Annotated in this window: 8 protein-coding genes and 1 pseudogene; 4 read left to right on the forward strand and 5 right to left on the reverse strand. The window is 62.9% G+C overall.

Annotated elements, in window-relative coordinates; genetic code table 11:
- Nucleotides 1-255, reverse strand: a pseudogene (locus tag L288_RS33790) (hypothetical protein); the annotation flags it as partial.
- A gap of 46 nt (nt 256-301) precedes the next feature.
- On the opposite strand from L288_RS33790, the gene L288_RS33795 reads away from it, so the two are divergent.
- Nucleotides 302-718, forward strand: coding sequence for a GtrA family protein (locus tag L288_RS33795; protein ID WP_021238664.1), 417 nt, complete (start codon nt 302-304; stop codon nt 716-718).
- Between the two features lie 12 nt (nt 719-730).
- Here L288_RS33795 and L288_RS33800 read toward each other — a convergent pair whose 3' ends face one another.
- Genes L288_RS33800 through L288_RS33810 form a run of 3 tightly spaced genes read right to left on the reverse strand, consistent with a single transcriptional unit; the run spans nt 731 to nt 3176 of the window.
- Nucleotides 731-1531, reverse strand: coding sequence for a LytR/AlgR family response regulator transcription factor (locus tag L288_RS33800; protein WP_021238665.1), 801 nt, complete (start codon nt 1529-1531; stop codon nt 731-733).
- Nucleotides 1528-2634, reverse strand: a complete 1107-nt coding sequence (locus L288_RS33805; RefSeq protein ID WP_021238666.1) for a sensor histidine kinase — start codon at nt 2632-2634, stop codon at nt 1528-1530. The genes L288_RS33800 and L288_RS33805 overlap by 4 nt, the downstream gene beginning before the upstream one ends.
- Before the next feature lie 59 nt (nt 2635-2693).
- Nucleotides 2694-3176 (reverse strand): winged helix-turn-helix transcriptional regulator, encoded by a 483-nt coding sequence (locus L288_RS33810; RefSeq protein ID WP_021238667.1) that lies wholly within the window; start codon nt 3174-3176, stop codon nt 2694-2696.
- Nucleotides 3177-3288: 112 nt separating this feature from the next.
- On the opposite strand from L288_RS33810, the gene L288_RS33815 reads away from it, so the two are divergent.
- The 3 genes from L288_RS33815 (at nt 3289) to rplL (ending at nt 6697) form a co-directional block, all read left to right on the forward strand.
- On the forward strand, nt 3289-5394 hold the full coding sequence (locus L288_RS33815; protein WP_021238668.1) for a RelA/SpoT family protein: 2106 nt from the start codon (nt 3289-3291) through the stop codon (nt 5392-5394).
- Between the two features lie 325 nt (nt 5395-5719).
- On the forward strand, nt 5720-6235 hold the full coding sequence (rplJ, locus tag L288_RS33820; RefSeq protein WP_030540157.1) for a 50S ribosomal protein L10: 516 nt from the start codon (nt 5720-5722) through the stop codon (nt 6233-6235).
- Nucleotides 6236-6316: 81 nt separating this feature from the next.
- A complete protein-coding gene (gene rplL / locus L288_RS33825; RefSeq protein WP_021238670.1) occupies nt 6317-6697 on the forward strand; it encodes a 50S ribosomal protein L7/L12 in 381 nt (126 codons plus the stop codon).
- Between the two features lie 191 nt (nt 6698-6888).
- Here rplL and L288_RS33830 read toward each other — a convergent pair.
- Nucleotides 6889-7434: methyltransferase (locus L288_RS33830; RefSeq protein WP_021238671.1), on the reverse strand; the 546-nt coding region annotated here is incomplete at its 5' end.

The raw sequence follows: 7434 nt of genomic DNA on the forward strand, positions 1-7434 counted from the left end.
GAGCCGGTACTGCCGCAGATCGTACCAGCCCTGCCCCGCCAGCCAGTCCCGCACTTGCAGGTAGCGGATATTGTCGTCGGTATCGTTCAGCGTCAGCCAGTGGATGGAGGGCCAGCGCATGACCAGGAAGCAGGTGACCGCCACGACCCACATCAGAAAGACCAGCCACGCCCAATGCCGCTCCGCCCCGCCGGACAGGCGCATGAGCCATGGCATGAGACGCGCCCGCAGGGTGACGCTGCTTTGCAAGTTCATGGCGCGTGGATTAGAGGCTCCCCAACAAAGCGCAACGGGGCGATCCATGAAAATCCTTGGCCATCTGTCCGCCGGCCGGCAGGCCCTGTTCTGGCAGATCGTCCGCTATGGCGTCAGCGGCCTGTTCATCACCGCCTGCCAGGCGGCGATCTACTGGACATTGGCGGCCCCCGCCGGGCTGCATCCGCAACTGGCCAACGGCATTGGCTATGTGGCGGCGGTGATCATCGGCTATGTGACGCACAGCCTCTTCACCTTCCGGGGGCACGGGACACGCGGCAATCAGGCGGCGCGCGGGTTCAAATTCGTCGCCGTGTCGCTGGTCAGCTATGCGCTCAACGCGTTGTGGGTCTTCCTGTGCGTCACGCATATGCGATGGCCGGAATGGTCGCCCATCCCGGCCATGCTGTTCGTGACGCCTGCGGTGGTGTTCAGCCTGAACAGGCAATGGGTGTTCAAATGAACGGCCGTGCCCTTAATGCACGAAGCGCGCCACCACGTCGCGATAGGAGCGGCTGACCTTTACCTGCGCGCCGGATTCCAGCACCAGGAAGCATTCGCCGTTGGTGTGCGGCTTGACCTGGCGCACCTGGCTCAGGTTGACGATCGTGGAGCGGTGGACGCGCTGGAAGTTGCGCGGGTCGAGCCGTTTCTCAAGATCCTTCATCGTTTCACGCAGGATCAGCGAATTGTCGGCGGTGTAGATGCACATATAGTCGCCCGCGGCGTCGATCCGCTCGATCGAATCCACGTCCACGCGGAAAATCTGCCCGCGATCCTTGATGTTGATGAGCTTTTCGAAGCGGTTGGACGAAGGCGCTTCCTCGTCGGCGGCGAACTCGTTCATCGCGTCGGGCGCGACTTCGGCCAGCACTTCGCGCAGCTTTTCCGCTTCCTGCACCTGCCGCTTTTCCGTGAGGCGCTGGCGCACGCGGTCGAGCGCGTCGGCAAGGCGGCCCTCGTCCACCGGCTTCATGAGATAGTCGACCGCCTGCGCTTCGAACGCGCGGATCGCATGGTCGCTATAGGCGGTGCAGAAGATGAACAGCGGCGGCTCCACCTCCATGAGCCCCTGCACAACGGAAAAGCCGTCGAAACCGGGCATCTGAATGTCGAGGAACACAAGGTCGGGTTTATGCGTCTTGATAGCGCGGATGGCTTCGCGGCCATTCGAGCAGGTTTCTACGATTTCGACATCCTCATGCGCTTCCAGACGGAGCTTCAGGCCTTGGATAGCCAGGCTTTCGTCATCGACGAGGATTGTTCTGATGGTCATGCGGCCACTTTCGATGGTTCATCCAGATTAAGCGGCATTTCGATCACGACCGAAAAACCGCCCGGCGTGGAACGCGTCTCAAAGCTTTGTCGTTCCCCGAAGGCCTGAATCAGACGATCGCGGATATTCGCCAAGCCAACTCCCGTTCCTTCGCTGGCGGGATTGTTCGGACGGGTGAACCCCTCGTTCAATCCCGGACCGCTGTCCGATACGACGATCCGCACATTTTCACCGGCAGGCTGCGCGGTGATCGAGATTTCGGCCCCCTCCTCCTTGGGCGTGACGGCATATTTGATGGCATTTTCGACCAGCGGCTGGAGCAGCAGCGACGGCAGGCGCGATTGCGCCACGGCCGGATCGATGTTGAAGACCGGGCGCAGGCGGTCCTCGAACCGCATCTTCTCGATCTCCAGATAGAGTTTCAGCGTCTCCACCTCCTGCTCGATCGTCACCTGCGCGGTCGGTTCGTTGATCAGCGTGTAGCGCAGGAAGGACGACAGGCGGGACAGCATGGCGTTCGCCCGGTCGGTCTGCTTGAGCAGGACAAGCGTCGAGATGCTGTTGAGCGTATTGAACAGGAAATGCGGATTGAGCTGGTAGCGCAGCATGGCCAGTTGGGCGCTGGACGCCTGATTTTCCAGGCGCAGAAGCTGGTCCGCCTGCTCCTCCACCGTCAGATAGAAGTTGATGGCGTAATAGAGCGCCGACCATGCCCCCAGCAGCGTGATGCTAAGGTAGAATGCGCCCAGGAACAGTTGCAGTCCGGCGGTCTCGCTCGCCCGGTTCTGGGTGGAAAAGACCCAGGCGTCGATAAAGGCGACCAGCCCCGCCGCCAGCACCACGGTCAGGATCGAAGCGCCCCAGGTGACGATCGGCCGTTGCCGTTGCAGGAAGCGGAAGACGACCGCGATCAGCAGCGTCACCGAATAGCCCGTCACGGTCGATATCATCACCGGGATCAGGCTGGAGAGCGGCTGGCCATTGGCGATGGTGGACGACCCGCGCAGCAGGAACGCGCCCGCCCACCCGGCGAATTGCAGGTTCCAGAAGGCGCGGTTCTTGTCAGCGAAAAAGGGCTGAGGCTGGATGCGATGGACAGACATTGCCGCCAGCCTAGGCGATTTCATGGCAGGGGTGAAGCCGCGCCGCGAACCACGCGGGCTCAGGCCGCCGCCGCCGGTTCCTCTGCGACCGGCGTGATTTCGTCGGGGCACAGCCACACAAGGTCGCTGAGTTCCAATGCGCGGCCATCATGCGCCTGGATCACGATCTTGCGGATGGGCTTTCCGTCCCGCCGGTCCGCCAGCACCTGGCAGGACAAGGTGCCGCAGCCCCATTTTTCGCCCCATTGCCGCAATGCGATCATGGCGGGGGCGAGTTCCTGCCCCTTTTCCGTCAGGCGATATTCCACCTTGCGCCGGTCGCACTGCATCGGCTGGCGCACCATGATGCCGTTTTCCACCAGCCGGGCGAGCCGGTTGGCAAGGATGTTGCGGGCGATGCCCAGGGTCGATTGAAATTCCTCGAAATGGCGGATGCCGGACAGCGCGCCGCGCAGAATGAGGAACGACCAGCGCTCCCCCATCATCTCCAGCGCGCTGGGCAGCGCGCATTGTTCCAGATCCTGCGCCAGATTGTGCTTCATCGTTCCGCCTAGATAGCTCAAAGCCACAGCCGTTGCAAAAGCGCAGCCTATTTGCCCCAAGATGGGATTTTTTTGTTGCACAGCAAGGTGCTTCCCACACAATCGGGAAACGATGTTACGCCAGTACGAACTTGTCGAACGCGTGAAGCGCTACGATCCGAACGCGGATGAAGCGATGATCAACCGCGCCTATGTCTTTTCCGTCCAGAAGCATGGGAGCCAGAAACGCGCCAGCGGAGACCCCTATTTCAGCCACCCGATCGAGGTGGCGGGCATCCTGACTGACTTCAACCTGGACGATCAGACCATCGTGACCGCGCTGCTGCACGACACGATCGAAGACACGCTGGTCACCTATGACGAGATAGAGAGCGCGTTCGGCAAGGATGTCGCGCGCATGGTCGACGGCGTCACCAAGCTCAGCAAGATCGAGGCGATGAGCGAGAATGAGCGGGCGGCGGAAAATCTCCGCAAGTTCCTGCTCGCCATGTCCGACGATATCCGCGTGCTGCTGGTGAAGCTGGCCGACCGGCTGCACAATATGCGCACGCTGCACTTCATCAAGAATGAAACCAAGCGCCGCCGCATCGCCAAGGAGACGATGGACATCTACGCCCCGCTGGCGGAGCGGATCGGCATGTACGACTTCATGCGCGAAATGCAGCTTCTGGCCTTCCGGGAACTGGAGCCGGAAGCCTATGACAGCATCACCAAGCGGCTGGAGCAGTTGAAGGAAGGCGGCCATGACAAGGTCGACCGCATCGGCGCGGAACTGCAATTGCTGCTGGGCGGAAAGGGGCTGCCGGTCACCGTGTCGGGCCGCGAAAAGCATCCCTATTCCATCTGGAGGAAGATGCAGGAGCGGCACATCAGCTTTGAACAGCTGACCGATGTCATGGCGTTCCGCGTCATCACCGAAACGGCGGAGGATTGCTACCGCGCGCTGGGCGTCATACACCAGACCTATAAAATGGTGCCGGGGCGGTTCAAGGATTACATCTCCACCCCCAAGCGCAACGGCTATCGGTCGCTGCACACCACCGTCATCCATCAGGACAATGCCCGCATCGAGGTGCAGATCCGCAGCCGCGACATGCATCATGACGCGGAACTGGGGCTGGCGGCGCACTGGGCCTACAAACAGAAAAGCGACGCGCGCGACCATCAGGCGGCATGGCTGCGCGATCTGGTCGAGATATTGGAGCAGAGCCAGGACGCGGACGAGTTGCTCGAACATACCCGCATGGCGATGTATCAGGACCGCATCTTCGCTTTCTCCCCCAAGGGCGAGCTGCACCAGTTGCCCAAGGGATCGACGCCGGTGGACTTCGCTTATGCGGTGCACACGTCGCTGGGCAACCAGACCGTAGGCGCGAAGGTCAACGGGCGCGTGGTGCCGCTGCGCACCACCCTTGAAAATGGCGATCAGGTCGAAATCCTGAAATCGGAGGGGCAGGAGCCGCAGCCGGGCTGGCTGACCTTTGCCGTGACCGGCAAGGCGCGCGCCGCCATCCGCCGCTACATCCGCCAGAAGCAGCGCGGGGAAGAGATTGCGCTGGGCGAAAAGCTGTATGAGGAGATCATCGGCCGCTTTTCCCCCGAACTGGCCAGCGAACTGGGCGAAAAGGCGCTCAAGGCCGCGCTCAAGCGCTTGAAGCTGGAGGATCGCGCTGCGTTGATGATCGCCATCGCCACCCACCGGCTGCGCGATTTCGAGGTGATGGAGGCGCTGGTCCCCGGCTCCACCAGCGCCGAAGGCGTCGAGGAAGCGCATCCGCGCCAGCACGCGCCCGTGTCGATCCGCGGTCTGACGCCGGGCATCGCCTATAATCTGGGAGATTGCTGCCACCCCGTTCCCGGCGACCGGATCGTGGGCGTGCGCCGCACCGGCGAACCGATCGAGGTGCATACGATCGACTGCCGGTCGCTGGAGGCGGGGCAGGATGACGACTGGATCGACCTTGCCTGGGACAGCAAGTCCAAGGGCGGCACGGCGCGGCTCCAAGTCATCGTCAAGAACCAGCCGGGCGCGCTGGCGGCGGTGACCAACGTGTTCGGCGCGACCAAGGCGAACATCCTCAACCTGCAACTGGTGAACCGCGACGGGCCGTTCCACACCGACATCATCGACCTTGAGGTGAACGACGCCCAGCATCTGAACCGGATATTGTCGGCGCTGCGGGCGCTGGACACGGTGGTGCAGGCGGACCGGGTCTAAGAGCGCAAACGCGTCCTCCCCGTCTGCGATGGGGAGGATCAGAATATGCGTGACTCCGCGCTGCTTTGCCGCTAAAGGCGCCCGCAGCAGACCCCTTGGGGTCTTCCGTCCGAGACAGTTGGCGAAGGAAATCGGTCCTTCTTAATCTCCAACCTAGACGGGGAAAAGTTCTTTACCGGCCGGGTTCGACCTGTCCGGGTCTGCCTGTTTTCCCATGAGGATGCGGGTCAGTCGATCTCTCCCCTTCGGACTAATGCCCCGCGTGCAAGCGCGGGTTTTTGCCGTTCGTCCGGGCATTCCGGGCGGACATGAAGTGGAGAATGGCATGGATCGTAATCAGAAGGCTGAGGTCGTTTCCGCGCTGAACGCACATCTGGCAGAGGTTGGCGTGGTCGTCGTGACCCGCAACCTCGGCATGACCGTCGCCCAGTCGACGGACCTGCGCCAGAAGATGCGCGATGCCGGTGCGACCTACAAGGTTACGAAGAACCGCCTCGCCAAGATCGCCCTTGAAGGCACCAGCTACACCGGCATCAGCGACCTGCTGACCGGCCCGGTTGGCCTCGCCTCCTCGGCCGATCCGGTCGCAGCCGCCAAGGTTGCGGTCGATTTCGCCAAGACCAACGACAAGCTTGAGATCGTTGGCGGCGCGATGGGCGAAGTGCTGCTGAACGCGGAGGGCGTCAAGGCGCTCGCCTCGATGCCGTCGCTGGATGAATTGCGCGCGAAGATCGTCGGGCTGCTCGTTGCACCCGCGACCAAGCTCGCGACCGTCACCCAGGCGCCGGCGGCCCAGCTCGCACGGGTCTTCAACGCCTATGCGGAAAAGAACGCGGCCTAAGGGCAGCGGGACGTTTCGGAATAACCTTTTCACACTCTCATTGAGGGGCGCTGCGCCCCGCCCAGAAGGGAATAGATTAACATGGCAGATATCAATGCTCTGGTCGATCAGCTGTCGGCCCTGACCGTACTCGAAGCCGCCGAGCTGTCGAAGGCTCTGGAAGAAAAGTGGGGCGTTTCGGCCGCTGCTGCCGTGGCGGTTGCCGCTCCGGCCGGTGGCGCCGCTGGCGGCGCTCCGGCTGCTGAAGAGCAGAGCGAATTCGACGTGGTCCTGACCGGCGACGGCGGCAAGAAGATCAACGTCATCAAGGAAGTCCGCGCCATCACCGGCCTGGGCCTCACCGAAGCCAAGGCTCTGGTCGAAGGCGCGCCGAAGGCCGTCAAGGAAGGCGTCAGCAAGGACGAAGCCGAAAAGCTCAAGAAGCAGCTGGAAGAAGCCGGCGCGACCGTCGAGCTCAAGTAATCGGTGCGCCCGGCCTTGCGCGGGGCTCGCTGACCGGCTGTGCCGGGGAAATCGGGCGGCGTCCTTTAGGGGATGCCGCCTTTTTCTTGGGCGGAATATCTGTTTGCTGAACTAAAATCCGTTCGGGCTGAGCCTGTTGAAGCGCTTCACTTCATGATTAGGCGGTTGGTTTCCATCAGGGGCGATCCGCTTCAACGCTGGAAGACGGCGCCGACCACGGCGATCCGGTCAACCTCCCGATAGGCTTCGTTCGCCAGTTCCTCCCCGAATACATCCGGGTCCAGTTCTTCATAGCACATGGCGCAGCCCGCCGCGCCAGCCATCCCGGTCAGCGCCTCGCGCAGAACATCCTTGCCGTCCACGATCGCCGATCCGGTATAGAGGATGAAGCGGCCGCCCTCCGCCAGCCGGTCGAGCGCCTGGCGCGTCATGTCGAGCGCCGCCGCGCCGCCATGCGATGCGCCGCCGTCCCTGTAGGCGCGCTTCGCCGGGTCGATGATATAGGGCGGGTTGGCGAGCACCAGGTCAATCGGATCATCGACGCCGGTCAGGCCGTCGCTTTCGATGAATTCCGCTTCGACGCCTGCCGCGCTGGCGTTGATCCGGGCGAGCCGCAGTGCTTTGGGGTTGATGTCGGTCATGATCAGCCGCGCGCCGGGGCACAGCCGGTGCGCGACGATCGCACCGACGCCAGCGCCTGCGCCCATGTCGGCGAGGCGCACAGGCGCGGCGGGCGG

It is taken from the genome of Sphingobium quisquiliarum P25, from assembly GCF_000445065.1.
Lineage (GTDB): Bacteria > Pseudomonadota > Alphaproteobacteria > Sphingomonadales > Sphingomonadaceae > Sphingobium > Sphingobium quisquiliarum.

Coding starts and splice junctions, on each gene's coding strand:
- L288_RS33795 (WP_021238664.1), top strand. CDS start 302: ATGAAAATCCTTGGCCATCTGTCCGCCGGCCGGCAGGCCCTGTTCTGG.
- L288_RS33800 (WP_021238665.1), bottom strand. CDS start 1,531: ATGACCATCAGAACAATCCTCGTCGATGACGAAAGCCTGGCTATCCAA.
- L288_RS33805 (WP_021238666.1), bottom strand. CDS start 2,634: ATGTCTGTCCATCGCATCCAGCCTCAGCCCTTTTTCGCTGACAAGAAC.
- L288_RS33810 (WP_021238667.1), bottom strand. CDS start 3,176: ATGAAGCACAATCTGGCGCAGGATCTGGAACAATGCGCGCTGCCCAGC.
- L288_RS33815 (WP_021238668.1), top strand. CDS start 3,289: ATGTTACGCCAGTACGAACTTGTCGAACGCGTGAAGCGCTACGATCCG.
- rplJ (WP_030540157.1), top strand. CDS start 5,720: ATGGATCGTAATCAGAAGGCTGAGGTCGTTTCCGCGCTGAACGCACAT.
- rplL (WP_021238670.1), top strand. CDS start 6,317: ATGGCAGATATCAATGCTCTGGTCGATCAGCTGTCGGCCCTGACCGTA.